Here is a 26,552-nt window from a genome sequence, read left to right on the forward strand (position 1 = left end):
TTCGCTGTGTTGCTCAGGTGCTGGGAATGGTCAGCACCTGGCCAATACGCACAACATCGCTGGTAAGGTTATTGGCACGCTTGATACTACTCACTTTTACATTGTAGCGCTGCGCCAGTAACGACAAGGACTCACCACTTCGAACCCGGTGCGTACGGTTCTCCGCTTTGCGGGAGGCCCACAGTGTACCATCGGGTGGGGTTTGCTCGAAATAGCGCTTAGTAGCATTGAACATGGCATCCGCCAATTGTTGACGGTACTTTGCCCAGTTCAGGTTTTTCTCTTCCTGAGGATTTGAAATAAAACCGACTTCTACCAGAATAGACGGAATATCAGGCGCTGTAAGCACTGCCAGACTAGCCGCCTGCGGTGAGTGTTTGTGCAGTTGAGTCACATCTTTTAGCTCGCTGATCACTTTCTTGCTCAAGTCATAACTGGTAGACATGGAGTGATCCATTGATAAACCCAGTATGGTTTCGGCTAGGTAGCGCTCAGATGCGTTATCGGAAATCACTTCGGCCGCCCCACCGAGCAGCTCTGAATGCTGTTCGGTTTTCTCCAGCCAGCGACCCAGTTCACTGTCGGCGCGACGCATAGACAACACCCATACCGAACCACCGCGAGGTTCTGGCTCCGTAAACGCATCGGCGTGAATTGAAATTAACAGGTCGGCTTTATGTTGACGCGCAACATCAGGACGTTTGTTGGGGGAGATATAGTAATCACCATTACGGGTCATCACTGCGCGCATTCCCGCTTCTTTATTGATTCTTTCCTCCAGCATTTGCGCAATACTGAGTGTAATGTTTTTCTCGAATGAGCCAGAAGGCCCGATAGAGCCGGGATCTTTACCGCCATGACCCGCATCGATGGCTACAATAATATCCCGATCTCGGCTCGATTGATTCATGTCCAGCACAACACCGCTACTTTGAGGGTCAGAATCGAGTAAATCCACCACCAGTCTATGACCAAGATCATCGGCCGGTGGCACTGCAAATATAGAGTTTTCGGCTTTACGGGCAAGTTCAAGTACCACCCGTGTAGAGGCTTTGTTTTTCGGCGTGGAATACCGAATTCTAGTGAGTAAACTGCCTGTATTGTCTATTTTAAGCGGGGTGTCACTGCGGGTGTCTACGAGGTCAATGACCAGTCGATGTGGGTTATTCAGGGTAAAATAGGTAAACTCAGGGGCGTCCTTAAGATCAAACACCACACGGGTACTGGCGCTGGTAGGCCACACCCTGACATCTTTGATATCGTTGCTGGCATTAACGTTAAACGCTAGTAAGCACCAACTAATGAGTATTAAAAGTTTACCGCGTAACATCACAAGCCCTGGTCATCATTTCTATTTATCAGGCCATACATTCATTGGGTACGTTCTTTGTTCAGTGTTCAGGTCCGCACTAAATGCGTTTACACTGCTGCAAAATCGCTTGCCCTGTTTTCGACACTGCTTTCACACTGAACCGACGTCCAGTACCGTTGGGTTCTATACTAATCACTAAATCCGCTGGTGCCAAGCAGTGACCCCCATTTTGAGGCCACTCGACCAAACAGATTTGGTTGGTATCGAAGTAATCGCGAATCCCCATAAACTCCAGTTCTTCTGGATCGGCCAATCGGTAGAGATCAAAGTGGTACAGTGTTAGCTCACCTAATTCGTAAGGCTCCACCAGCGTATAGGTGGGACTCTTAACATTACCTGAATGACCAAAAGCACGAATAAAATACCGGCTAAACGTGGTTTTACCTGCGCCTAAATCGCCCTGAAGATAAATAATTACACCCTTAGCCAGTTGCGACTTTGTGGCCATGGCCAAATCAGCAGCAAGCCTGGCCGTATCATCTTCACTTGCCGCATAAAAATCACCTTGTGCAGTGGTCATTGTTTAGCTTATCTTCCTCTCATCGGCACGAACATATGCCTTTACTGATTGATCAGCGCGCGCACAGCTTCAAACAAATCGCTGGCCAGCATGCCACGCTGCCCATACAAACGCGCTACCTCGTCACCGGCCTTGGCATGCAGAGAAACGCCGTATTTGGTGGCGATATCTTTACTCAATCCCTGAGCAAGCAAAGCACCTAGAATACCACTTAATACGTCACCCATGCCAGCAGTGGCCATACCAGGGTTACCATGCTGACAAACCCAGGTTTTGGTTTCGTTATCAATAATGGTACCTGCGCCTTTCAATACGCAAGTTGCGTGGAATCGCTGGGCACACTGTTTTACACTGTTAAAGCGATCGGCTTCCACTTCATCTACCGACATATTAAGCAAGCGAGCGGCTTCACCTGCGTGGGGCGTAAGAATGCAATCGGTTATGGAATACGACATGGCATGCTTGCTGAGTAAATTCAGTGCGTCGGCGTCAATTACCATGGGTTTAGGATGAGTCTGGCAGTGCTTCATGGCCAACTCAAAAGCACCCAGAGCCCAATCGTCCTGACCTAAACCTGGGCCAATTACCACGCATGACGCCCAGTTCAGTGCTTCGTGCAAATCATCACAGGTGACCATTAATTCCGGACGACCGGCACTCACTTGCACGGTTGAGCCTTCATGACAAAACACTTTTACCAACCCCGCGCCACTGCGCAATGCCGCTTCGCCGGCCAGACGGATTGCGCCCGCCGTACCCCGGTTTCCGCCAATGCATAGCAACCGGCCATAAGTGCCTTTATGGCTGTGCACATCACGAGGTGCCAGGCCTTTAAATTGCTCAATATTCAGCAGGGAACCCGATGAGCGCGCCAGTTCGACAAACTGTTTGCCAATCCCTAAATCATCGAAGACCAACGTACCGCAGGACTGCTTACCTGCCCCCGTTGTTAAACCTGGCTTAATCCCCACGAAGGTAACGGTAACATCGGCTTCAATACAACGTCCGAGCGACTGCCCGGTGTTGGCGTCTAACCCGGAGGGCACATCAATACTCACCACCGGCTTGCCGGAGCCATTTACGGCGTCAATCACATCGGCAAACTCATTACGTATGTAACTGTTAATACCGGTGCCCAGCAGGGCATCGATGATCAGCCCGCACTTTTGCAAATAGTCGGTTTTGAACGGCTCAATTTTACCGCCCGCATCCAGCCACTTTTGCTGTGCTTTACCGGCATCCCCTTCCAGAATTCGATGCGGTTCAATGGCACACAGCAACACCTGCTTTCCGGCCTTTTTGGCATGAATCGCCGCAATGTAGCCATCGCCCGCGTTATTCCCCTGCCCGACTAATACCAGATACACATCAGTATTAGGCAGTAACAATTGCGATTGGTGAAATACCGCCTTACCGGCGCGCTTCATTAAGGTAAACATGTCAACACCGGCTTTTTCCGCCGCTGTGCGTTCATTTTCACGGACCTGGTCGGCGCGATAAAGTTTATATGGTAAGCTGTCGATGAGTTGGGTATCTAGCATGTGTACATGTCCGAGTTACAATCGATAGATCTTTACAAGTTGGTAGACGATATCAAGGCTTGGGCCAATGCGCTAGGTTTTCAGCAGGTTGGGATAAGCGATATTGATCTGAGTCAGCATGAAGCTGCGTTGCAATCGTGGCTGGATAATCAGTATCACGGCGACATGGCGTTTATGGCCAGCCATGGTATGAAACGCGCGCGCCCCGCAGAACTGGTGCCCGGTACAGTACGGGTTATTTCGGTTCGCATGGATTATTTACCACCCGATGCGTCCTTCGCTAAACACCTGAACAACCCGGATATTGGCTACGTATCCCGATATGCACTTGGCCGTGATTATCATAAAGTGCTGCGCAATAAATTAAAAAGGCTGGGTGAAAAAATTCAGTCTGAGCTGGCTAATACTCAGTTTCGCCCATTCGTGGATTCCGCACCTGTGCTGGAACATGCGATTGCGGAAAAAGCCGGCATTGGCTGGACTGGCAAACACAGTCTTACACTCAACAAACAGGCTGGCTCCTGGTTTTTTCTTGGTGAGCTATTTATTAATCTGCCTTTGCCAGTAGACGAACCTACAACAGAAGAGCACTGTGGTACCTGCACAGCCTGCCTGACCATTTGCCCCACTCAGGCCATAGTGGCGCCTTATGTAGTAGACGCCCGACGGTGTATATCATATTTAACCATAGAGTATGATGGCGTGATCCCTGAAGCATTGCGCAAACCCATGGGCAACCGCATATACGGCTGTGATGACTGCCAGCTTATTTGCCCCTGGAATCGCTACGCGCCACTAACTGAAGAAGCTGATTTTCATCCTCGAAAGGTACTGCACGGGCAAAGTTTAGCTGCGCTATTTAGCTGGGATGAACACACATTTTTAACGAATACCGAAGGCTCACCCATTCGCCGTATTGGGTTCACGAAGTGGCGACGCAATATCAGTGTTGCCATGGGTAACGCGGGCTATGACGAACGCTATGTAACTTTGCTAACTGAGGCGCTATACGGTGCTTGCGATGTGCTGCGACCGCATCTTGAATGGGCGATACAACAACAGCAACAAAAAGCCGGAGAAATGCTTACCAGACCGCGCCAAATAACCCGGTTGGTGCGAACAATAGAGAAAGGGCTGCCACGCGACGCCTGATGCAACGTATAATACCAGGCGTCACAGGTTACATTACTTGTGGTAAGGCTGACTCAGGCGATGAACCGCTTCTACAAACACACCGGCATGCTCAGGTGGTACATCGAGGTGAATACCATGGCCAAGGTTAAACACGTGTCCAGTGCCATCACCGAAGCCAGCCAGAATATCGGCAACTTCCTGTTCGATACGCGCAGGCGGCGCATACAGCATCGACGGATCCATATTACCTTGCAGAGCAACTTTATCACCGACACGCGCTTTCGCATCGGCAATATCAATGGTCCAATCCAGGCCCACCGCATCACATCCCGTCGCGGCAATGGCTTCTAACCACATGCCACCGTTTTTAGTAAACAGCGTAACCGGTACTTTGCGACCTTCGCTTTCGCGTGTCAGGCCATCAACGATCTTGTGCATGTACTGCAATGAGAATTCTTTGTAATCACGAGGAGACAACACGCCACCCCAGGTATCAAAGATCATCACTGACTGGGCACCTGCGGCAATTTGCGCATTCAGGTACGAGGTAACTGAATCGGCCAGAATAGACAACAACGCATGCAGGGTTTGTGGCTCGCTGAACGCCATTTTCTTGATTTTGGTGAAGGCTTTACTTGAGCCGCCTTCCACCATGTAGGTTGCCAATGTCCAAGGGCTACCAGAAAAACCGATTAACGGCACATCACCTTTGAGTTCGCGTCGAATGGTGCGCACGGCATTCATTACATATTGCAGCTCACCTTCCGGATCAGGCACACCTAGTTTCGCAACATCGGCTTTGCTTTCAATTGGCTTGTTAAAACGCGGACCTTCGCCAGCTTCAAAGTACAAACCCAGCCCCATGGCATCCGGAATTGTCAGAATGTCTGAGAATAAGATAGCCGCGTCCAGCGGAAAGCGGCGCAGTGGCTGTAGCGTAACTTCACAGGCTAACTCAGCATTTTTACACAGCGACATAAAGTCACCGGCTTCAGCGCGTGTGGCTTTATATTCTGGTAAATAACGGCCAGCCTGACGCATCATCCACACCGGCGTCATGTCTACCGGTTGTTTTAATAATGCGCGAAGGTAACGGTCGTTTTTTAAGGCTGGGCGTTCAACTGTGCCGCTCGAATCTGCCATGCTTATCCCCAAGTACTAAATATGGATACTGAAATTGGCGGCGAGTATAGCAAGAATTCCGTTTTCATGGGTAAAAATGAAATCGATGAACGTGATTGAAAGAATTTACTTGATTTATGTCAAATACGCAGTTAACATTCCATTCACAAATCGAAGAAGCTCGACTACGGGCCCACGCTAAACCATACTGACCTCGCTTCGGCGGGGTTTTTTATTGCCTGCAAGTATCCCTTCATTAATTGCATCATAACGGCGATTAACGCATCGCCGCTATTACCTGTTCAATTTGCTCAGGGGTATTGTAAATGTGCGCAGACAAACGGAAACCGCGCTTGCGTACATCAAAATGCACATTCAACGCCGTTAATCGCGCTTCAACCTCTTGTCGATTTGGGGGGGTAACAACCAGCGTACCGGTGCGAAATTGATCATCATTGGGCGACACCAACCAGGATGCCGGCAAAGCATCAATAAGTTGTCTGCCTAGCCTAATATTGTGCTCGCGCACGACTTGCACTCCAATAGAATGCATTTGCTCAATGCTGTTGCTGGCAATGGCATACGGCAACACAGACGGCGTACCGCCCCAAAAACGTAGCGCGTTGTCGGCATATTCAAAATTATGGATATCAAATTCAAATGGATTCTTGTGAGAGAACCAGCCTACATCAACAGGTTCAAGCTGATGCAGTACATGATTATTTACCCACAAAAATCCTGCACCGGGGCCGCCGCAAAGCCATTTTACGCACGATCCTGCTACAACATCGGGCTGCCACTGCGCAAAATCGATAGGGATCACACCAGCAGTTTGTGCGATATCAACAATGCTCATTACCCCTTGCTGACGAGCAATACTGATAACGTCTCTTACTGGCACCAGCTTACCTGAATTGTAGTGGCCGTGAGTAATGAGTACCGCGTAAACCTGGTCGGTTAGATGCTGTTTCCAGATCTCGATATCCAGTACGTTTTCTTCATCTTTTATAAACTGGATTTCATAGCCATAGTGCTTTGCCTGCTGCATCACAAAGCCAATCGACGGAAAGTCATTTTCGGTTATCAGAATAACATTGCGGCCCTTGTTTTTACTGGCGTGAGGGAACGCGCTGAGTAATTTACTCAGCCCGCTCGACACATTTTGCTGTGGGCAAAACAAATTCGGATCTGAATTAAACAGATTTGCCAGGCTTTGCTGAAACCGGGAAAAAACCGGAAACCAGCGGGCCCACGGATCCGGCGTGCCCATTTCCCAGGCGTCGAAAAACTGCGATTCTGCCACATCCCGTGTATTGGCTGGCATACAACCCACTGAATGATTTAATAAGTAGATGCCATCTTTTTGGGTAAATAATTGCTGAATACTCATAGATTACAGATAGCTCCTTAAGGTTTGTACGTCTTTATACCGGCTGGGAATGTCTGTGCGCGGTGCAGCGGTACGTAAATCATGCAGTTTTTGTAAAGCAGCCAGCAATACGTCGAGTGGCGGCCCGCTGGCTGTCATATCCTGACGTTCAGTTAATTCGTATTTCGCCGCCGGGCTCTCGATAAACCGGGATATCAGTTGGGAATGATGCTGACGGGCGGTTTCACCGTGTGCCTCACACACCGCCAAGAAGGCTTGCAGATGTACCTTGAACCAACTTGCACTGCGCTCTTCATCGGAGGCTGATAGAAACGCATCCATCAGGCTGGTCCGGCGCATGCAATCCCGCAGAATCAACTGCTCTTCCGGACGCATGAACAAAAATTTATCCACCAGCAATTGCGAATAATACGGATCATCGCCACGGCACAGGCCTAGCAGTAAGTCGATAACGTTAATGCCAGCAAAATCCCCGGCATTAGCCCCGCGGTACTCGTGACGCCCTACTTTGTGGGTTTTGTAATAAGGACGCACACTATAAAAGAAACGGTCGACATCCAGTTCGTTAAACAACGCCGTGTTATTTTCAACTACCTGTTCCAGCGCAAACTTAGCGACATTCAGTAAATCAAGGGTAACCGGATGCGAGATACCTAACGGCAGGGTATGCAGCAACGCTTCAGATGCTCGCACAAACCCAAATACGCCGCGGGTGTTGTAATCCAGAAAGATTTTTTCGTCTTCGAGATGGGTAAAGGTTTTGTATTTGCCGTTAATGGCGCGATTGTGGGTTTCCAGGTGTGCTGATGCAAAACGCGGTACCACCCCAAGCGACGCGCCCAGTTGCATAGCCAGTGCCGACGCATTCTTTAACGTAGGGTGCTGCTCGTTTATTTCGTGTCTGCGGCACGCAGCCATTACAAAACCCACGTTCCCCAGTAAATCGAATCCGCTGTCAAAGCCCTCGTCGGTATTGCCTTCACTCAGTAATAGCCTGATGAATTCACCACTTTCTGCAAGCAAGGCGGCTTTGAGTTCGTCGCCGGTTGCGCTGACCTCTTCTTTGCGGGTTTGCGCAAAATACCGCTGCTCCAACTCCGTGTTGATATCAACAAACCGGCTGCGGATCCAGTGATCAAAATCATCCACCAATGGAGTACTCATGCTAGTGCCTCGAGATTGTTTATGCTGGCAAATATTGCATCTAGTATAGCTGAGACAATATGGTCATTTAGGCCAGATACATCTATTATTAACCATTAAATTAGCAGTTAAATTTACCAAAAAGCAGTTATAGAGCATTTTATGTCAATTACCCTGGACAAAACCGATATCGCAATATTGCGTGCCCTGCAAGATGACGGCCGCATGACCAATGCTGAACTGGCAGAAAAGATACACCTGTCACCCACGCCCTGCTTACGTCGGGTTAAAAGGCTGGAGGAGGCCGGTGTGATTGACCACTACACAGCCGAAATCAACCGTTCGTTAGTGGGCATTGAAATTTCTGCGTTTGTGTTTGTGCAACTTCAGCGCAACTCAAAAGAGAATGCAGCGCAGTTTGAGCGGGCGGTAGTGGAGCTGAACGAAGTGCAGGAGTGCTTTGTGGTAACCGGGGGGCATGATTACATGCTGAGTGTAGCTACCCGAAACCTTGCCAGCTACGACCGCTTTATAAAGGAGAAGCTGGGCAGTATTGAGGCAGTATCCAAGGTGGATACCACCATTGTACTCAATCAGGTTAAAAGTCGCAGGCAGTTGCCGCTCTAGCATAATGCAGCGCGTTACTGCCCGTCTCTGTATCGTTAATCCTGGGCTCTGAGTCGCTCTACCAGGCTGTTAACCATTTTACCGGCGATAGACAGCGTTGGCGGCGTGGTTGGCAGGTTGTCGATGTGATACCAGTCAGCCTCAATAATTTCCTTTTCATCAATGGCGATGTCGCCGCTGTCGTATTCAGCAAAATACCCCATCATTAATGAATGCGGAAACGGCCAGGCCTGACTGCCATAATATTCAAGGTTTTTCACCTTCACGCCCACCTCTTCCAGAATCTCGCGATGGGTTGCCTGCTCAACGCTTTCACCACTCTCTACGAAGCCAGCGATGATTGAAAACATATCGGAATGCCGGTGACGCACGCTTCTTGCCAGTAAAATTTCTTTACCGCGGTAAATAGCCACAATAGTACAAGGCGATACTCTTGGGTAACAGCGATGGCCACACCCTCTGCACTGCACAGCCATTTCCCAGTCAATCGCCTGGGTAGGCGATCCACACTGCCCACAAAAACGGTGAGTACGCAAAAAGTGAATGTACTGCCAGGCTCTGGCCAACGCTTCATAAGCAATGCGGCTTTCGCTTACTAACAGCTGTCTGAATGAAATAGTTTCCCAGCCAGGCTCATCAATTTGCTCTGCGCCCACATCAACAACGTACAGCGGCACCTCGAGTGGTAAGTCAGCGGCATTTAACTGCTTAACCTGATCTTTATAGTGATGAATGAAGTGTAACGATTGCCAGGATAACAATGGCATAGTGGCTTCGCCTGCCGGTACAATAATCTGATCCCGGCTGACAATCAGCCATAACCCGGCTTGCCCGGCAATGCTTGTTGTTAACTCCAGCACGTTTCACTTCCCGTCATAACTGTTAAGGCCAAGAGTATAACGCAGCGCTCTCAGTAAGCGCAGCAGTAATAACAATCAATAATGAAGATTGCTTGCTGATTTAGCGCTATATTTGTGTCAACGCTATGAATTGGTAAATATTAGTGTCTGTGATTTGTACGTCTGTGAGGCGGTGTTATACTCAATTAAAAGGGTAATACAGCCAGGGTATTGTTGGATGTTAAAACAGGTAGAAGTAGCCAAGCAACGCTGGGGTGGCGCAAACAAAACCATTGATGGGTGGCTGCTTGGTAGAAAACAGCTACTTATTCAGTATTGCGAACTGGCTGGCGTAAACTATCAGCGGCGCGATGCGCTGCCCGACGCCAGTGAGGTAAGCGAGTTTTGCACACTGCTTATGGATTATCTCTCTGCAGGTCATTTTGAAGTATATGAAATGCTGGTAAGCGATAACGCTGATGGTTTAGCGCTCAAGCAACGTATTTACCCGTTAATAGCGGCCACTACGGATTTGGCATTAGACTTCAACGACAGCTATGCTGATGACTTTCATCCGGATCTTGCAGCAAAGTTTGAAAAGTCTGTTGCTGCCCTGGGCGAAGCGCTGGTAGAGCGGTTTGAACTGGAAGACGAGCTGATTCAGCATATGCATGGACTGGTGCAAACACCTGTAACTGAGTAATTACCTAGAATCAATAAGTTATTATCTGTAAAGTAGACCGGGTATACACTGAAGTAAGAACATAACAACGCATGAAGAACGCAACAATAGTTAATAAAGCCAGGGCCTACTGCGAACAGCGCGGCGCCCGATTTACCCCGCTGCGGGAAAAAGTCTATGAACTCATGCTCGACAAACACGGTCCTATGGGTGCTTATGAATTGTTAGACAGTTTAAAAGAAACCGAATCCAGCGCCAAACCGGCAACTGTGTACCGTGCGCTGGACTTTTTACTCGACTTTGGGTTGATTCATCGACTTGAATCTACCAACGCGTTTGTTGCCTGCTATCATTTTGGATGTCACCACCCGGTGCAGTTTCTTATTTGCGACAGTTGTGGTGACGTCTCTGAGATACAATCTGAAGGTCTGAAAGAAACACTCGACAATCAGGCTAAACAGCATGGATTTAAAATTTCCAAGCAAACTATAGAAGCTCACGGACTTTGCGCCGACTGCCAGGAAAGCGAGTCGTTGGCGCTGGGAGAAGAACACAATGAATGCTGAGTTTGTAAACCCTTTTATAGCGGGATTACTCAATGTTCTGGAAACCATGGCACAAACCACACTGTCTCCAGGCAAACCCAAACGCAAAAATTCTGATGTTGCGTCGGGCGATGTGTCGGGACTGATTGGCATGGTAGGCCCAAATGTTAAAGGTTCCATGTCGATTACCTTTGAAGAAAAGCTCATTCTCGACATCATGCTGAAAATGGTAGGTGAAGCGCCCAAGACCATTGATGCGGAAGTTGCAGATCTTGTAGGAGAAGTCACCAACATGATTTGCGGCAGCGCCAAACGCGATTTGGCAGAGAAAGGGTTTGAGTTTGGTATGGCTACCCCCGTGGTTGTATCCGGAAAGCAACACTCTATCAGCCATCAGGTAGATGGCCCAAAGATAATCCTGCCATTTAATCATGAACTTGGAAAAGCCTACCTGGAAATCTGTTTTGATAAATAATTCCTGGTACTGTGAAAAAATTACCCTTCGCCCCTACGCCAGGGGCTTTCATTTAATCACAGATGAAATCACTTCCGCACTACCTCAAATAAAACACTTCGAAGTGGGTTTATTACACTTGATGTTGCAACACACAAGTGCCAGTTTAACCATTAATGAGAACGCGGATCCGTCGGTAAGAAGAGACCTGGAATCTTTTTTTAATCATACAGTTAAAGAAAACTCAACCTATTTTACTCACACCTATGAAGGGCCGGATGACATGCCCGCTCATATCAAAAGCAGTTTACTGGGCTGCCAGTTAACCATACCGGTTCAACGTGGTAAGCTTGCACTCGGTACCTGGCAAGGTATCACCCTTGGAGAACACCGCGACCAAGCGGGCCCACGCTCAATTATTGCGACCTTACAAGGCCAGTAATTATTTCTGTTAAAAGCCTAAAGTACTATGCTGGCACAGCTTTCGCATAGTACTCAGGACACACATTATTGCAACACAGGAAGTCAACAATGAAAAAAACTACTATCACTCTCGCTCTGATTGCCGCAGGCTTAGTGGCTACTCCCGTTATGGCGCAAGAGACAAAGCCTGACAACTGGGTAGGTGGTTATGGCATGTATTACAGCACTGACGCTGGAAAGCCTCAGCCAGCTGCACAAATTGACGATGGCTTTGGCATTGGTGCCGAAGCTGGTTTCCGTTTCGACGAAAACTGGGCAGCACGTATTTCTGCCTCTTATCTGGATTTAGATGGCGCAAACGGTGGTAACGGCGAAAGCGGTCCACTGTTAGGTGTGGACGCCATGTACTTCTTTAATGACGACCTTTTCTACGTATTTGGTGGTCTTTATTACGAAAATTTAGACGACAACTATCAAATGCTGGGCTACGGCTTAGGTAAACAATGGGCTGTTTCCGACAAATTTAAAGTGATTACTGAACTGGCTGCTTACCGCGATTTCAGCGAAAGCTATTACGACGTAAGTGCGAAGCTTGGTTTGTCTTACACCTTTGGTGCTGCAACTCAGTCGACGTACAATGCACCTGCACCAGTAGTGGCCGCGCCAGCTGATTCTGACAAAGATGGCGTTGTAGACAGTTTGGATCGCTGCCCAGGCACGCCAATGGGTTCACCTGTTGACGAAATGGGTTGTGACGCCGACAAAGACGGTGATGGCGTAATTAACAGCAAGGATCAGTGTCCTAATACACCAGCCGGTACCGAAGTTGACGGCAAAGGCTGTGCAATTGAGCCAGATTCCGATAACGACGGCGTAGTAGACAGCAAAGACATGTGTCCAAACACACCAGCAGGGGATGAAGTACACCCTAACGGATGTACCATTTTCACTGACGAACAAGTGTCAATTGAAGTACGCATTCTGTTTGCTAACAACAGCGCCGTAATTGAAGATACCCGTGACCCACAAATTGTTGAATTAGCACAATTCCTGAGTCGTTACGGTAAAACTAAAGCCGTTATTGAAGGCCACTCTTCTGCACCAGGTGCCGATGCATACAACAAAGATTTGTCGTTACGTCGCGCCAACGCATTAAAAGCGGTATTGGTAAAAGAATACGGTATCGATATGGCTCGCCTGAGCTCAGTAGGTTACGGCGAAGAACGCTTGTTAGACACAGCTAACACGAAAGAAGCGCATCACATTAACCGTCGTATCGAAGTTAAAGTAAGTGAAACCATTTCTGTACCGAAGAAATAATCACTAAACTAACTTAGTAAACCGTCCAGACGCCCGCATCATGCGGGCGTTTTTATTTCAGGTACAATGGAAAGCCGATATTCGGTAACCGGGAATCACGTTAACTGCCCCCCTTGTCGATTCCTACTCCCTTTTGCTCCGCTCATTTGCGCTTATACCATCTGTTGACTACATTCAATGGTGTCTTAACTTTGTATGGCTAAGCCTATGTTGTTCGGAAACAGCCGTTATTTAATAGCCTGTCTGTTGTTGGTGAGTCCTTGCTCATATGTAAAGGGGGACGAAGCCATTCAATGGAGCAGTTATGGCGGCTTTACTAACGATAACTCGCAGGTATTCAGCGGCGGTCTGGATGAAGGTTTCACCAGTAGGATTCTCATAGACAGCGGTATTGAAGCAACGCTGAACAACCACACCCTGTTTGCCAGCATTCAAATTCAACGAGGCAAAGATGGTTCGGCTGACACGGGTGACGCGCAAGCATACTCAAATATCGACGAAGCCAATTTCGCGAGGATTTACGAGCTTTACTATGCCTTTAGCACCGACTCGGGATTTATTAGGCTTGGCAAGCACGACGCAAACGGTGAATTCGCCTTCACAGAGCACGGCGGGGGCTTTATTAACTCATCAATGGGATTTAGCCCCACCATTTTCATGCTGCCCACCTACCCCACGCCAGCACTAAGTTTGAACGGTGGTATGGCCATAACCGAATCAATAACCTGGCTGGGTGGCGTTTATGCGGCCGAGTCTGCAACAAACTTCGACGAACAGTTTTACATCACAGAACTTCAGTTTCAGTTAACCTCTGACATACAGATAAAAACCGGCTACTGGAGAGACTCTAACCCGGTTGTCTCTGAAGAAGACACCTTACTGGCCGAGCATAGTGATGGTATTTACGCCATTTTTGACAACGCCATGCCGACACTAAACTGGCTAAACAGCTCAAAGGTAAGCCACTTCATTCAAGCGGGATACACGAGTGGAGACGTCAGTGAAATTGACCTTCACCTGGGCACCGGGCTGGCATTTGAAGACGTTTTTTCAAACGATGGTCATCAGGCCGGGATCGGCATTACAGCGGTTCGATTCAGTGAACAATTGTTACCGGATTCAGGATGGGAAACTGCTCTGGAAATCTACTGGCAAATTCCTTTCAGCGAGCACTTTACGCTGCAACCCGACCTTCAGATTATTCAACATCCATCGGGTGACACAACCATTAACAATGCCTGGGTATTGACCTTGCGCATAGACGCGTCTGTCTTCTAAGGAGCAATGAGATGACCCTATCCAAAAAAGCGACATTGGGTTTAAGTTTGATGGTACTTACCGTTGTACTTATTGCTACGACCGCCTTTTATGGCATTAACCGCCTCAGCAATACACTGGAATATCTGGTAGGCCCGGCCTGGGATGCTGCCGACGGCGCAATGGAAACTACCATAGAACTACAGCAACAGATCCGCATGATCGAACGTATGCTGGCAGGCAAACCGATTGATGACAACGAATTAAACGCGTCCCGGGATGCCGCGTCTGAAGCGCACCAGCGCCTGGAAAACGCCGGCATTGTAAATTCACGCAAGCTTGAAGCACTGCGGGTACAGCGCAAAGAATGGGAACAACAAGGCAATACGCTAAAAAGCCAGTATACCGAATTTTCGAATCTGCTAAGCGCATTTCGGGACACTACCGCTGAATTAGTTGCACTGCTGGAAGAATTGGAAGAAAAAGGCGACGCCGCCGTAGAAGAGTTGGAAAATAACCCTGGTACGCGCATCAGTTGGGATACCGGACTTCGCGAAAAATGGGAAGCGGCCGATGGCGGCATGGAAACCACCATAGGGTTACTTCAGCAGTTGTATTTTTTAGAAAGACTCCTGCGTGGTGAATCTGCCCAGAGTATTCGCACAGAAATTGCTGAGGCAGCCGACTTCACCCATGGCGCGATGGGCAGTATGCTTGGCACCAATAGCTTTAACGGCCGTTCCTCTATTGTGCCGGGAATGAGTCAGGCTCAGGCACTGCAAACGCTAATGAATGATTTTGATGAGCAACGGGACAGATTAATCTCGCAATACATCACATACACCACAACTAACGAACGCTATCAATCAACAACCAAAGCGTTGCTTGCCATGCTCGAAGAAGTAGAAGAAGCCGGCGACAGTATGGTGGAAAGCCAGGTTGAGGCAAGTGCCGGAACGGTGTCGTTTGTATTTCTGCTTATGAGTATTGCATTTATTGCGGGTTTGGCAATGGCAGGCTTACTGACCATCATGACACGTAAAGCCGTAGTCAGACCAATCCGCTCAATTGCTTACCGCATTCACAATATTGCCACAGGCGATGGCGATCTAACTAAGCGGACTGCGCTTCACCGAAATGATGAGATTGGCGATTTATCGAGTTATGTAGATGAATTTATAGAACGTTTACAAGTGATGATAAAACGCATCAAACACAGTGGGAGTGCTATTCGGGTATTGGTAACTGATACCGGCAAAAGCGCAATAACCATTACCACCAGCGCTCAGCAAACTGCGTCCCAGGCAGATGAAGTGGCGGTAGCCAGCGAACAAATGTCGCAGGTATCAGCTGAAATTGCCAACAACTGTGTGAACGCTGCGCAGAATGCTGAGAAAGCCAGTACGTTGGCACAAAGCGGGCAACGCAGGGTTCAGGATACCATTTCCAGTATGCAGGCTATTACAGATAGGGTAAGTGCCAGCTCTGAATCCATCGCATCGCTGAAAGATCAGGCCGATAAAATTGGTGAGATTGTGTCTGTGATCACGGCCATTTCTGCCCAAACCAATTTGCTGGCTCTTAATGCCGCCATTGAAGCAGCACGTGCTGGCGAGCAAGGACGAGGATTTGCCGTGGTCGCTGACGAAGTGCGTACTCTGGCGCAAAAAACCGATTCTTCTACCAGCGAAATTGGCGAAGTCATTAAAGCCATTCAGGATCAAACGCAGCGCTGTTTCGAGCTTATGGAAAGTTGTGTAGATGAAGTGAGCAAAGGCAAGATACGTTCGGGAGAAGCAGGTGAGTCACTAACGGAAATTCGTGCGCAAATGGACGATCTCACCATGATGATCAATCAGATATCCGCCGCTACAGAGCAGCAAACCATTACAATTTCAGACGTGTCTTTGAAGGTACAATCGATCGCTGATCTCGCTCAACAGTCCAACGCTGATGCAAAGCAAACCCAGAATCACGTTTTACAACTGAACAAAAGCAGCGATGAATTGGACTCCGAATTGGCTCAGTTTAAGGTTTAGGAATAAACCGACTGTTCAGGCGGTTTAATACTCATCATCAAACGCCGGGCCTGCGTAATTATCGAACCTCGAAAACTGCCCCTGGAAGGTTAAACGGCAGGTACCAATTGGACCGTTACGTTGCTTACCAATAATGATTTCGGCGATGCCTTTATATTCGCTGTTCTCGTGATATACCTCATCACGGTAAATAAACATGATCAAGTCGGCATCCTGCTCGATAGAGCCTGATTCACGCAAGTCGGAGTTAACGGGGCGTTTGTCTGCCCGTTGTTCAAGACTCCGGTTTAGCTGCGATAGTGCAACCACCGGTATATTCAGTTCTTTTGCCAACGCTTTCAGTGAGCGTGAAATTTCCGCAATTTCCAACGTACGATTGTCAGACAGCGATGGAACACGCATTAATTGCAAGTAATCCACCATGATCATACTTAGACCACCGCGCTCACGAGCGAGTTTACGCGCCCGGCTCCGCACATCCATAGGTGTCAGACCGGAAGAGTCATCTACGTACAGATTGTCTTTCTCTTTGAGCATCGCCATGGTATTTGAAATACGCGCCCAGTCTTCGTCGTCTAATCGGGCAGTACGAATTTTGGTTTGATCCACCCGGCTAAGCGATGCCAGCATACGCATCATGATCTGTTCAGAGGGCATCTCCAAACTGAACACCAATACCGGCTTATCTTCTGCCAACATGGCGTTTTCACACAGGTTCATTGCAAACGTGGTTTTACCCATTGACGGACGTGCCGCCACAATAATGAGGTCAGAACCCTGTAAACCGCTGGTTTTCTTATCTAAATCCTGAAATCCGGTTGTAACACCAGTCACTTCTTTATCGGTTTTGATCAGTGCTTCTAGCCGGTCAATGGTTTTCCCCAGCACCGATTCTATGCTTTGCGGACCTTCTGATTCACCGGTTCGGCGTTCGGCAATTTCAAACACCTTGCTCTCGGCCATATCCAGAATATCTGCACTGTTGCGCCCTTCCGGGTTATAACCTACCTCGGCAATTTCATTCGCTACACCAATTAATTCGCGGGTAATTGCACGTTCACGAATAATTTTGGCATAAGCGGTAACGTTTGCTGAGCTGGGAGTGTTGCGGGCAAGTTCACCCAAGTAAGCGAAGCCGCCGGCATCGTCGAGTTGATCATTTTTTTCCAGCGCCTCAGACACGGTGATCAAATCTACCGGGTTGTTGTTGGCCAGCAAGCCCAAAATCGCTTTAAAAATGATTTGGTGTGAGCGGTTATAAAACTCGGTGTCGGTTACCAGTTCCGTTACTTTGTCCCAGGTTTCCGGGTCGATAAGCATACTTCCCAATACCGCCTGTTCAGCTTCAATGCTGTGCGGTGGGATTTTAAGCTTTTCAACGCTTTTGTCGGAACTGGAAGAAACGGCTTTCACGCTACCTGACTACCTGATTAATGCACCAAATCGGTATTATGCGATATTTCGAACCACAATGCAGCATCGGGATGTAATCAATGCATTGACCGTATCTTTACGTTACCCGTCTCTAATTAGCTTGAACACATCGATAATACTGCCAGCATAATAATCCGAATAAAAAGCAATCACGTATCGCCACCATCATCAGCGAATAACCTATCGGAGCCCTTATGACAGCAATATTCGATGCTTTTAGCACGCCGATAAAACGTAAAATGAACCAACTCATGGCCGTTGCCATAACCAGCAGTGCAGCGTTGTGCACTCAAGCCGCCTCACTGGTAGACATAGAAAGTTACCCCGAACCGGGTGCATCACGCCCTATGCCTGCTTTTAAAGTAGATGCGGCCTGGCCGACCTTGCCCGACACCTGGTTGATTGGACAGGTACCCGGATTAGCCGTAGATAAACAAGACAACGTGTGGCTTTTGCATCGCCCCAATTCGTTAAGCCAACTGGATCTGGCCTTAGAGCAATCGCCCAAAACCGGTTTGTGCTGTGAAGCGGCGCCACATGTTTTGCAGCTCTCCCCTCAAGGCAACGTGCTCAAGAGCTGGGGAGGAGAATCTATCGCTCCGTCGATAAATGGCGTTAATCAATGGCCACAAACAGTGCACGGATTGTACGTGGATGATCACAATACCGTTTGGGTGGGAGGTAACGGCAAAGGCGATCACGTGGTATTAAACTTTACGTCAGACGGGAAGTTCATTCGTCAGTTTGGCGAGCGGGAGCGTACTGATGGCAATGTGAGTGAGTCGGCATTAGGCAACCCGGCAGACATTCACCACGATACCCACACCGGTGAAGTGATCATCGCCGATGGCTACATCAACAAACGTATCATCGGCTTCGATACCCACAGCAATGAATTCTCCAGATTGTGGGGAGCTTATGGCACCGCACCGGGTGGCGGTACGCGCGATGGCGACTTTGATGTGTCACAAGCAACGGCAGGTGCTGAAGACATTAATTTGGCCGCTCCGAACTTTGGCGACATAGTACATTGTGTAACCAAGTCTCCCGATGGTCGAATATACGTTTGCGACCGTCGTAACAATCGCCTGCAAATATTTAAAGACGACAATAATGGCGACCTGACCTTTGTTCGCGACCTAGTGATTTCGGGCGAAACCATGGGCCTGGGCACCGCCACCGATGTAGCTTTTTCGCCTGACAATAAATACCTGTATGTTGCAGATATGATGAATGGCCGCATTTGGGTTTTGTGGCACGACACTTACGAAGTACTGGGCAGCATTGGCCGTAATGGCCGTTACGCTGGGCAATTTACCTGGCTTCACAGTGTCGTTAGCGATAGCCAGGGCAACTTGTATACGTCGGAAGTGTCCACTGGGCGACGGGTACAGAAGTTTGTGTTAGTAAAATAGCGCAGCCTGCTTTACCAGCGCTGTTGATGGACTTTTAGTCTTACCCCAATAATGATCCAGGTTCATCTGGCTTATTGATTTTACGGTGGATAGTGTGTTCAGAAGGTGATAGACAGGTTGAGGAACCCCATCCCGAATAGCATGACAATATTAAGGCGCAGTTGCTAACAAAACCTGGTACAACTACCGGGAGCATTCCGCGATAAGTGCACCAGGTTCATCTGTTTTTAATTCGGTGTTTGCGTAACCAATACTCTCGCTTTAACGGCGAGAGACAAGAGTTACCGAAGGTACAGAGCGGCACTCACATACAACAAACCGTATTGTTAACGATTCAGTACAAAACGAAAACAGGTTGTCTGTTTAAACGTCACTGCGTTGTAGGTTAATTATTTGCCGAAACAAGCCAGCAAAAGCGCATTATTCGTAGTGACGTTCCATCCACATGATCTTCATTTTAAGATCGCGAATTTCTTGCTTTGCATCGGCTAATTCCTCAACAATCGAACGATCCTGTACTGCGTTATCATCATATGAAGTGTTCAGAGCACTGCTATCTTGTTGTGACATAAGTATTCACCGCGTTTTGTTTAAGATTAAGGGTACGAATAAAAATGTAATTCTACATGAAAACATACAACAATCATTACAAAAAACCCAAAAAAACTAGCGAATACTAATCATTTTTTTGAAAAATGATTGGAGTTTTAACTTCAGCCTTGACCAAAAACATTCGCAATCACACTCAGAAAAACATAAAAAATACTTACAAAACATAAATTTGAAAATTAGCCATTATAAAACACTAACGCTTCCCACCGTACCCATTTTATTTTTTGAAAGAAGCGCTTCAATCCACAGATAGAAAACTACTTGTAATTTAATCTGTAACTATTCACTAACAAATTCCAACAACAACGTTCCGAAACGCTGTGGTTATAGGCAGATCCCTGATATCGCTTCCCGATTCAGGGATGACCGACAGTGGTTCATTTTAGTTAGCCAGCCATTTTAGGGAGATCCCTGATATCGCTTTGCGATTCAGGGATGACGGAATTAGGTTATTTATAGTGAGCCAGCCTTTTTAGGGAGATCCCTGACATCGCTTTGCGATTCAGTGATAACGGAATTAGTTTTTTGCAGTGCGCCTGCTTTTTTAGGAAAATCCCTGACATCGCTTGGCGAGTCAGGGATGAATGAAAAAGGCAATGTAGGTTTACTTATCCAGCGTGATGCGGCCATTTACGGTAGACACTCTCACCTTACCTTCACCGCTACCCATGGTGAAATCAATCCAGCGGCCTGGGCCGTATTTCGACTTTTTCACTTCGGTGTCATTCAGGTTATTGATGATCTTCCCGCCGGCGTGTGCTTCTACCTCGAAACGGGCCGACACGTCAGGCTGGAATGAAAGCTCAATACGCCCGCCTACTGAATCCACTTCCACTTCGCCGCCTTTGGCAAGTTTCATGTCTACTTTGGCATTCCCGTTTACCGACGTCATATTCAGTTCGCTCACATTGCCTAGCATCAGCTTGGAATTACCATTCACGGTTTCCAGTGAAATCACTTTACTGTTACTTTGCAGGTCGATTTCGCCATTTACGCTAGTCACCGTTAAGCTGTCTTCGCTTACGTGCTGTACTTCCATATCGCCGTTAACCGACTCAATTTCAACGCTACCCGATACCTTTACCAACTCAATGTTACCATTCACCGACTCCACAATGACCCGGCGGGCAACGTCTTCCAGAAAGATATTGCCGTTCACCACTTCGACTGACGTTCCGCCTTGTACTCCACTTACTTTTACATTGGCGTTAACGGTTTCATACGACACTTTACTGTTTACCGGCACATATACGACCAGGTCATCCTTGGCGTCCTCTTTGTCTTCCCAGCGATAGTGGTTGTTCTTCACTTCTACATCAATCACCACCGTATTGCCCCTGGTTTCAAAGGTAAACTCTTCGGTTAGCGAGCCCAGTTTACCGCTGATGCTCACCTGATTTTTGTCCCAGGTTTTAATTTCAGCTTTGCCGTACACATGCTCCATTTCAACCGTTGGCGAACTGTTGGTATCCAGTGTCTGATCGATTGTTTGTTGTGCCGAGGCCATACCTGATGATGCCAGTACGATTGCACCTACACCTATACGGCGTAGCAAAGAGGTATTAAACGTAATATTCATGATCGTTCCTCACATTTAAATTTGTTGCCATTTGGGCGCGTGCACTCGCTCAATCAGGTCAATTTGTTGTTGATACACAGTTTGTAGCATGCGAAGCAGTGCTACGTTGTTCGGGTCGTGCTTCAGCGCCGATTTAATGGCTGCTGCTGCGTCTTCCAGCTCGGTTAACTGAGCCTGCCAGTTATCCGTTAGTGCGGGTTTATCCTGGTAAGTCACCAGCAATGACGATTTCTGACTCTCGTATTGTTCACTCAGTTGCGCTATTACTGCCGCGCTATCCAGGCCCGTTACCGCGGGGCCAGATAAATCCGACATACTGAGCCACACAGCCACAGCAGGGACTAAAATACTGGCTGCTACTGCACCATACATCCAGGACCGGGGCTTTGATTTACCTGCGATTGACGGTTGTTCAGTAATCGCCAGTTCAATCCCCTGCCATAAGTCGCGATTTGGCTGTACGCTGTTGGGGAGCGACTGTAGCTGTTGTTGTAAGCTGTCTTGTGATTTATTGGTCGTCATCACCTAACCACTCCTGTAATAACTGTCTTGCCCGATGAAACTGCGCTTTACTGGTGCCTGCTGCCATATTCAGCATGTCGGCAATGTCTTCGTGCCGGTAGCCTTCGATAGCGTGCAGCACAAACACCTGCCGGGCCCGCTCGGGCAATTTCAAAATACATTTATCGAGTTGCGATAAGTCTAACGACTCGCTCGCTGTAATCTGTTGTTCGTTGGCACTTTCCAGGCCAAACATACGGTGAAACCAACCCCGTTGCTTGCGCATGTAAGATATCGTTACGTTAGCCGTTACGCTGTGCAGCCAGGTAGAAAACTGGCTTTTGTGCGAAAAGTTTTCCAGTTTTTGCCATACCTGCACAAACACTTCCTGGGTAGCATCTTCTGCCAGTGCCGCATCGCCGGTAAGACGTAAACTCAATGCGTATACCTGACCCACATACTTTTGATAAATGTGCTGATACGCCTGCACATTTCCCTGTATGGCTGCCTGCAAGTGCTGCTGTAATTGTTGTTGAGCAAATGCATCGGTAGCATCCACTACATTTCCCTGGCCGACTGTCATGTCATTGGGCTCTCTTTCGTTATTTTTTGTTGTTACAGGGCATTAGTCGCAACGCTTTTAGCGAAGGTTTAAAGGACATGAAAAAAATTAAAAAAAAACACAAAACCATCATAACCCGTAATGCTTTGAATTAAATAGTAATGACAGCATGTCGTTTGGAAATAGGAAGCAGGTGTTAGAAAACAAGGCATGATAAGAAAAGGGCAACTCGCTGGCTGCCCTTGTGTTGTCTATTTTAGCGAAGTCCACCAGGGCGATTCGGGATAGTCACTTCCTACTGTCACGACCTCACCCACTATAGGTGTAGTAAGCGATACGCCTTTTTCAGCCGCAGCGTGACTGACTCTGTCGAGCGGTTCATACCAGGCGTGAAAGGCAAGATCGAAGGTGCCGTTGTGAATTGGCATCATCACTTTTCCCTTTAAATCTGAATGTGCCTGTACACTTTGCTCGGGCGTCATATGAATATCCTGCCAGTCTTTATCGTATGCACCGGTCTCGATAAGGGTGAGATCAAATGGGCCATATTTGTCGCCGATAGTTTTAAATCCATCGAAGTAGCCCGAATCACCGCTGAAATATACACTCTGAGCAGGTGTTTTGATAACCCACGACCCCCACAAGGTTGCATTGGCGTCCCCTAGCCCTCGCCCAGAGAAGTGTTGAGTGGGCGTAAACGCAATGGTGGTATTGTTAAACGAACGCGACTGCCACCAGTCAAAGCTATGGATTTTTTCAGCTTGGATACCAAAGCGTTGCAGATCGCCTTCTACGCCTAACGGTACGTAGAAGTTTGCGACTTTTGATTTCAACAAGGTAATGGTTTGCTTATCCAGATGATCATAGTGATTGTGCGAAATCAGCACGCGATCGATAGGAGGTAGGTCTTCCAGACTGATGGGGGTATCCTGAAACCGTTTCGGCCCCAAAAAACGAAAAGGCGAGGCGCGCTCTGAGAAAACCGGATCGAGCAACCAGTACTCTCCTTCTACTTTCATTAAAAAAGAAGAGTGACCTAATTTCACCAGATGTATCCCCTGGCTTGGTATCTCTGCTATCGCCCCGGCAGTGAGGTATTTCATCGGTAACGGTAGGTTTGGCTCGGTATCTACGCGCTTCTCTGTAATAAACCGCCACATAATCTTAAGCGTCTTCGACAGACTATTCGGCGAAGTAGGCGCGTCATTCACAAATTTGCCATTGTGATAATGCGTCGACCCAGAGAGATCGGCTATCACTTCTGCATTTAAACTCTTGATCATCAATCCAGCTCCAGTCAGCACAATAAGGGAAAGGGCAATACCTAAATACTTCATTTCAGACTCTTTAGTAAACTACACTGTGTAGTTTACTTTTAAAGTACAAAAAGTAAACTCAATAGTGTAACTTTTTATGTCATTGGGCTATGATGCCTGTTGTTTAGTAGCGATGAATAACAAAAAATACAGTGACATGAAGCTCTCGGAAAAAAAGCGATTACAAATTGTTGAAACCGCAGCACGTTTATTTGCCAGCAACGGATTGGAGGCCACCAGTATGGATGTTGTGGCAACGGAGGCAAAGGTGTCAAAGCGTACGGTTTACAATCACTTCGCCACCAAAACGGCCTTGTTTCAGGCGGTGTTGGAATCTATGTTTGCTAAAGTCGACCAGGGAGAGCAAATTGCGTTTGATGCCAGCCAACCTTTGGATTTGCAGTTAAAGGCCATCGCCGGTAGTGAAATAGCACTGCTTACTTCCCCTGCCTATATTGCTATGGCACGAGTGGCGTTTATGCAAATGCTACAGGACCCGGAATTGGCCAAATCCCTTAACGGGCAGTCGGTCGGCTGTTTGCGCTATCTCGATAATTTTTTAACTGCGGCCAGCCATGCCGGCGTGGTTAATATTCAGGATATCCAACTTGCAGCAAAACAGTTTGTTTATCAGCTCAAATCGTTAATTTTTTACCCGTTACTGTATGGTATTGTGGAGCGTGATGATTTGAATTGTGATTACATAGTCGACGAAACCGTAAAGCTTTTTGTCGCCAGATATACCTAACATTACTTTAAGGATGCTGCTGTGATTGTTTCTGCGTTGTATGCGGGGCAACCTGCTCCACTAGGCCCCCGAAAGGCACTATCGGCTATATGCAAACAGCCGGTAAACCAACTCACGGTGCATATTGATCGCACCGACGAAGACCAGCAAGCGAACCTGCGTTTGCATGGCGGCCCGGAAAAAGTACTTCATCAGTTTAGCCTTAGCAGCTATAACACCATTGAAGCTCACTTCCCGGCACTTGCCAACAAACTGCTGCCTGGCAGTATTGGTGAAAATATTTCAATAGATGGCATGACCGACGAAAATGTGTTTATTGGCGATGTTTACGCCATAGGTGAAGTGATTGTTCAGGTGGGTGCACCGCGTGCGCCCTGCAACAAAATAAACCACCGTTTCGACACGCCTAACCTCGATCAATTTGTTGGTAATAAGGGCGTAACGGGTTGGTACTACCGGGTAAAACAAACCGGCGTAATCAACGTTGGCGATACGGTGGCGTTAATTGAACGTGCCGCCAACACGGTAAGTGTTGGCGAGTTAATGCGCACGGTGTATAACCCTGAATATTTTGGCAATGCTGCCAAATTGGTAAGTATTCCGGTATTGGATGACGAATGGCGGGGTAAATGTGAAAAGGCTGCTGCTAAAGCCGCTGGCTAAATTACCCTGCAACAAGGTGCCGGTATTTTGCTATGGCACCCTGCAGATACCGACATTACAACGCATCCTGTTCGGACAGCGAGTACGTGGTTGTTCAGCCAAATTGTATGGCTGGCAACGCTTGATGAGTCACGACGGCTATTGGTTTATCACTCCCAAACCCGGCGCTGTGGTGCGAGGCAAGGTCATCTGGCTGTCTGTTCAACAATTGCAGCATTGCGATAACTGGGAAGAGGTACCTTACTATCAACGCGAGCGTGTAAGGGTGCTACAAGGCAATCGACACCTCTCCACTTACGCATACACGCGGCGAGGCGCAAAAGGCAAAGCCAAATCAACCTCTTCGCTGTCGGCGTTTCCTTTGCCCACAGTGTTCAAAGCGGCTAAACAGAGTCGCTTTGCCGCTTCGCCCTAATAGTCGCACGGCGGGTATTGCGCCACTGTCTCACTGGCCGCTTGTTTCAACAACGCCTGTACATTTGCCGGTACATCAAGGGTATGAAAAGTGGAAAGCAAATCTACCGATTCGCCGGTAATGGATTCCGCCAGCACAAACGCGGCAAGCAATGTACCGGTTACATTCGCGTGATTCCCGTCGGGAGCATACAGTGAGATGCCTGGGTCCACCCCAATGGCCCAGTCCCAGGCAAGACCCACAGGTGCCACACAAGCACCACTTTTTTCGGCAATGCCTTTATGAATATTATGAATATACTGACCATCAGAGGGATCGCTTTGAATGCCCCACTCCGGAAATAATACCGGTTGCGCGTAATTTGAATACGCTCTTCGAATAAGTGCCTCAGCTCCCTCAGTAGAGTAAACCTGCGTATGTGATACCGAAACGCGCTGCGCCTGCAATACAATATGGCTCCAGGTTTGCGAGTCGATAGCGGATAACACCTCACTTGATTGGGTATGCTGATATAGAAACGCAATTTGCTGGATCCGCTCTACACGAATCGTTTTTTCAGGCACTAATGCTTGTAATACCATTGCCAGTGTATCGGGCAGGTTAACCGAGGCAGTGTGACTGTTACCCATCATTAAAACACTGATCGTATTGGGGTCGAGTGGCGACGGCCCCGATTGCGGCTGCGTAAAAGGCGGTATGGGTTCTCCGCCAGCAGTACCACCTGACGAACCACCGCATGCGCTAAGCCCTGTAACCAACACCATCAGTACTATCCGTGTCGCCCAGTGTCGACGTTGTTTATTGTGCATTTTCCAGCTCTGTTCAACTACCCGCCACAACATTAGCAGGGCTTAATCCTTCACGCACGCGCTTTTATTGTCTATTATTTGAACAGCAAC

The 26,552-nt window shown here is 48.1% G+C and carries 27 protein-coding genes; 13 read left to right on the top strand and 14 right to left on the bottom strand.

The window, feature by feature from the left end:
* Positions 1-13 precede the first annotated feature (13 nt).
* The 3 genes from FJ444_RS18765 to FJ444_RS18775 form a co-directional block, all read right to left on the bottom strand.
* Positions 14-1,330, bottom strand: a complete 1,317-nt coding sequence (locus tag FJ444_RS18765; RefSeq protein ID WP_140961012.1) for an N-acetylmuramoyl-L-alanine amidase — start codon at positions 1,328-1,330, stop codon at positions 14-16.
* A gap of 79 nt (positions 1,331-1,409) precedes the next feature.
* Positions 1,410-1,892 carry a tRNA (adenosine(37)-N6)-threonylcarbamoyltransferase complex ATPase subunit type 1 TsaE gene (gene tsaE / locus FJ444_RS18770; protein ID WP_140961015.1) on the bottom strand — a complete coding sequence of 161 codons (483 nt, stop codon included), beginning with the start codon at positions 1,890-1,892 and terminating at the stop codon, positions 1,410-1,412.
* Between the two features lie 41 nt (positions 1,893-1,933).
* Positions 1,934-3,433 carry an NAD(P)H-hydrate dehydratase gene (locus FJ444_RS18775; protein ID WP_140961018.1) on the bottom strand — a complete coding sequence of 500 codons (1,500 nt, stop codon included), beginning with the start codon at positions 3,431-3,433 and terminating at the stop codon, positions 1,934-1,936.
* Positions 3,434-3,439: 6 nt separating this feature from the next.
* Here FJ444_RS18775 and queG point away from each other — a divergent pair, with 6 nt between their 5' ends.
* Positions 3,440-4,585: a tRNA epoxyqueuosine(34) reductase QueG gene (gene queG, locus FJ444_RS18780; protein ID WP_140961021.1), complete on the top strand. Its 1,146-nt coding sequence runs from the start codon at positions 3,440-3,442 to the stop codon at positions 4,583-4,585.
* Between the two features lie 33 nt (positions 4,586-4,618).
* Here queG and hemE read toward each other — a convergent pair whose 3' ends face one another.
* The 3 genes from hemE to FJ444_RS18795 form a co-directional block, all read right to left on the bottom strand.
* Positions 4,619-5,710, bottom strand: coding sequence for a uroporphyrinogen decarboxylase (hemE, locus tag FJ444_RS18785; RefSeq protein WP_140961023.1), 1,092 nt, complete (start codon positions 5,708-5,710; stop codon positions 4,619-4,621).
* A gap of 256 nt (positions 5,711-5,966) precedes the next feature.
* Positions 5,967-7,079 (bottom strand): aminotransferase class V-fold PLP-dependent enzyme, encoded by a 1,113-nt coding sequence (locus FJ444_RS18790; protein WP_140961026.1) that lies wholly within the window; start codon positions 7,077-7,079, stop codon positions 5,967-5,969.
* A gap of 3 nt (positions 7,080-7,082) precedes the next feature.
* The gene (locus FJ444_RS18795) at positions 7,083-8,243 is read right to left on the bottom strand and encodes a monodechloroaminopyrrolnitrin synthase PrnB family protein (protein WP_140961028.1); all 1,161 of its coding nucleotides are present in this window, start codon (positions 8,241-8,243) and stop codon (positions 7,083-7,085) included.
* A gap of 141 nt (positions 8,244-8,384) precedes the next feature.
* Here FJ444_RS18795 and FJ444_RS18800 point away from each other — a divergent pair, with 141 nt between their 5' ends.
* Positions 8,385-8,849, top strand: coding sequence for an Lrp/AsnC family transcriptional regulator (locus tag FJ444_RS18800; protein ID WP_140961030.1), 465 nt, complete (start codon positions 8,385-8,387; stop codon positions 8,847-8,849).
* A gap of 35 nt (positions 8,850-8,884) precedes the next feature.
* Here the strand turns inward: FJ444_RS18800 and nudC are convergent, their stop codons facing one another.
* Positions 8,885-9,709, bottom strand: coding sequence for an NAD(+) diphosphatase (gene nudC / locus FJ444_RS18805; RefSeq protein ID WP_140961032.1), 825 nt, complete (start codon positions 9,707-9,709; stop codon positions 8,885-8,887).
* Positions 9,710-9,926: 217 nt separating this feature from the next.
* On the opposite strand from nudC, the gene rsd reads away from it, so the two are divergent.
* The 7 genes from rsd (at position 9,927) to FJ444_RS18840 (ending at position 16,408) form a co-directional block, all read left to right on the top strand.
* Complete coding sequence (rsd, locus tag FJ444_RS18810) at positions 9,927-10,391, top strand: sigma D regulator (RefSeq protein WP_140961033.1); 465 nt, start codon at positions 9,927-9,929, stop codon at positions 10,389-10,391.
* A 71-nt stretch (positions 10,392-10,462) separates the two neighbouring features.
* A complete protein-coding gene (locus FJ444_RS18815; RefSeq protein WP_140961035.1) occupies positions 10,463-10,936 on the top strand; it encodes a transcriptional repressor in 474 nt (157 codons plus the stop codon).
* Positions 10,926-11,390 (top strand): chemotaxis protein CheX, encoded by a 465-nt coding sequence (locus FJ444_RS18820; protein WP_140961037.1) that lies wholly within the window; start codon positions 10,926-10,928, stop codon positions 11,388-11,390. Before FJ444_RS18815 ends, FJ444_RS18820 begins: the two co-directional genes overlap by 11 nt.
* Complete coding sequence (locus FJ444_RS18825) at positions 11,380-11,811, top strand: secondary thiamine-phosphate synthase enzyme YjbQ (protein WP_140961039.1); 432 nt, start codon at positions 11,380-11,382, stop codon at positions 11,809-11,811. The genes FJ444_RS18820 and FJ444_RS18825 overlap by 11 nt, the downstream gene beginning before the upstream one ends.
* A gap of 89 nt (positions 11,812-11,900) precedes the next feature.
* Positions 11,901-13,112 carry an OmpA family protein gene (locus FJ444_RS18830; RefSeq protein ID WP_140961041.1) on the top strand — a complete coding sequence of 404 codons (1,212 nt, stop codon included), beginning with the start codon at positions 11,901-11,903 and terminating at the stop codon, positions 13,110-13,112.
* A 195-nt stretch (positions 13,113-13,307) separates the two neighbouring features.
* Complete coding sequence (locus FJ444_RS18835; protein ID WP_140961043.1) at positions 13,308-14,390, top strand: carbohydrate porin; 1,083 nt, start codon at positions 13,308-13,310, stop codon at positions 14,388-14,390.
* An 11-nt stretch (positions 14,391-14,401) separates the two neighbouring features.
* On the top strand, positions 14,402-16,408 hold the full coding sequence (locus FJ444_RS18840; RefSeq protein WP_140961045.1) for a methyl-accepting chemotaxis protein: 2,007 nt from the start codon (positions 14,402-14,404) through the stop codon (positions 16,406-16,408).
* Between the two features lie 24 nt (positions 16,409-16,432).
* Here FJ444_RS18840 and dnaB read toward each other — a convergent pair whose 3' ends face one another.
* The gene (dnaB, locus tag FJ444_RS18845) at positions 16,433-17,821 is read right to left on the bottom strand and encodes a replicative DNA helicase (protein ID WP_140961047.1); all 1,389 of its coding nucleotides are present in this window, start codon (positions 17,819-17,821) and stop codon (positions 16,433-16,435) included.
* Between the two features lie 215 nt (positions 17,822-18,036).
* Between dnaB and FJ444_RS18850 the strand changes: the two genes are divergently transcribed.
* Entirely contained in the window at positions 18,037-19,257 is a 1,221-nt protein-coding gene (locus FJ444_RS18850; protein ID WP_140961049.1) for a hypothetical protein, read from the top strand.
* Between the two features lie 420 nt (positions 19,258-19,677).
* On the opposite strand, the gene FJ444_RS21440 is transcribed toward FJ444_RS18850, so the two are convergent.
* From FJ444_RS21440 to FJ444_RS18870, 5 genes are all read right to left on the bottom strand, one after another.
* Positions 19,678-19,827 carry a hypothetical protein gene (locus FJ444_RS21440; protein ID WP_181405233.1) on the bottom strand — a complete coding sequence of 50 codons (150 nt, stop codon included), beginning with the start codon at positions 19,825-19,827 and terminating at the stop codon, positions 19,678-19,680.
* Positions 19,828-20,473: 646 nt separating this feature from the next.
* Positions 20,474-21,448, bottom strand: a complete 975-nt coding sequence (locus FJ444_RS18855; RefSeq protein ID WP_140961051.1) for a DUF4097 family beta strand repeat-containing protein — start codon at positions 21,446-21,448, stop codon at positions 20,474-20,476.
* Positions 21,449-21,463: 15 nt separating this feature from the next.
* Positions 21,464-21,970 carry a hypothetical protein gene (locus FJ444_RS18860; protein ID WP_140961053.1) on the bottom strand — a complete coding sequence of 169 codons (507 nt, stop codon included), beginning with the start codon at positions 21,968-21,970 and terminating at the stop codon, positions 21,464-21,466.
* Positions 21,957-22,532, bottom strand: coding sequence for an RNA polymerase sigma factor (locus FJ444_RS18865; protein WP_140961055.1), 576 nt, complete (start codon positions 22,530-22,532; stop codon positions 21,957-21,959). Before FJ444_RS18865 ends, FJ444_RS18860 begins: the two co-directional genes overlap by 14 nt.
* A 230-nt stretch (positions 22,533-22,762) precedes the next feature.
* Positions 22,763-23,848 carry an MBL fold metallo-hydrolase gene (locus FJ444_RS18870; RefSeq protein WP_255439329.1) on the bottom strand — a complete coding sequence of 362 codons (1,086 nt, stop codon included), beginning with the start codon at positions 23,846-23,848 and terminating at the stop codon, positions 22,763-22,765.
* Between the two features lie 136 nt (positions 23,849-23,984).
* Between FJ444_RS18870 and FJ444_RS18875 the strand changes: the two genes are divergently transcribed.
* Genes FJ444_RS18875 through FJ444_RS18885 form a run of 3 tightly spaced genes read left to right on the top strand, consistent with a single transcriptional unit; the run spans position 23,985 to position 25,653 of the window.
* Positions 23,985-24,575, top strand: a complete 591-nt coding sequence (locus FJ444_RS18875; RefSeq protein ID WP_140961057.1) for a TetR/AcrR family transcriptional regulator — start codon at positions 23,985-23,987, stop codon at positions 24,573-24,575.
* A gap of 21 nt (positions 24,576-24,596) precedes the next feature.
* Positions 24,597-25,238, top strand: coding sequence for an MOSC domain-containing protein (locus FJ444_RS18880; RefSeq protein ID WP_140961058.1), 642 nt, complete (start codon positions 24,597-24,599; stop codon positions 25,236-25,238).
* A complete protein-coding gene (locus FJ444_RS18885; RefSeq protein ID WP_181405234.1) occupies positions 25,207-25,653 on the top strand; it encodes a gamma-glutamylcyclotransferase family protein in 447 nt (148 codons plus the stop codon). The genes FJ444_RS18880 and FJ444_RS18885 overlap by 32 nt, the downstream gene beginning before the upstream one ends.
* On the opposite strand, the gene FJ444_RS18890 is transcribed toward FJ444_RS18885, so the two are convergent.
* On the bottom strand, positions 25,650-26,462 hold the full coding sequence (locus FJ444_RS18890; RefSeq protein WP_140961062.1) for a hypothetical protein: 813 nt from the start codon (positions 26,460-26,462) through the stop codon (positions 25,650-25,652). The genes FJ444_RS18885 and FJ444_RS18890 overlap by 4 nt on opposite strands.
* Positions 26,463-26,552 lie beyond the last annotated feature (90 nt).

It is taken from the genome of Aestuariibacter sp. GS-14 (assembly GCF_006494365.1).
GTDB classification, from domain to species: domain Bacteria; phylum Pseudomonadota; class Gammaproteobacteria; order Enterobacterales; family Alteromonadaceae; genus Alteromonas; species Alteromonas mangrovi.